A 362-nucleotide genomic window follows, 5' to 3' on the forward strand; every position below is an offset into this window, starting at 1 on the left:
TGTAATACCTCACTATAATTTTGTTCACTACCATAACCGGCGTCAGCGACAATATACTTGGGTAACTTGAAGTACCTTTCTTCAATATTATTGAGAAAAGGAATAAACGTGCGAGTATCCGTAGGATTTGGAAATACATCATAAGCTAATGTGTACTGGCCTTCGGTCGCAATTTGTACATTATAACCCGCCTTAAGTTGGCCATTTTTCATATAGTCATCTTTCATTCTCATAAAAGTGGCATCATGATCCGTCTTAGAATAACTATTGCGGTTGCCAAAGATCTCCATATCATTTTGATATTTCTGTTTACGAATTACATAGTCTTGGAATTGTTTACGGTATTGCTTGGGTTCTTTTCG

General features: G+C 36.5%; 1 protein-coding gene. It reads right to left on the bottom strand.

The window, feature by feature from the left end:
- Nucleotides 1-362 (bottom strand): transposase (locus Q1A47_RS20640; protein ID WP_299632767.1); only part of this gene is annotated, 362 nt, incomplete at both ends.

Source organism: uncultured Virgibacillus sp. (assembly GCF_947495635.1).
GTDB lineage: Bacteria > Bacillota > Bacilli > Bacillales > Amphibacillaceae > Virgibacillus > Virgibacillus salarius.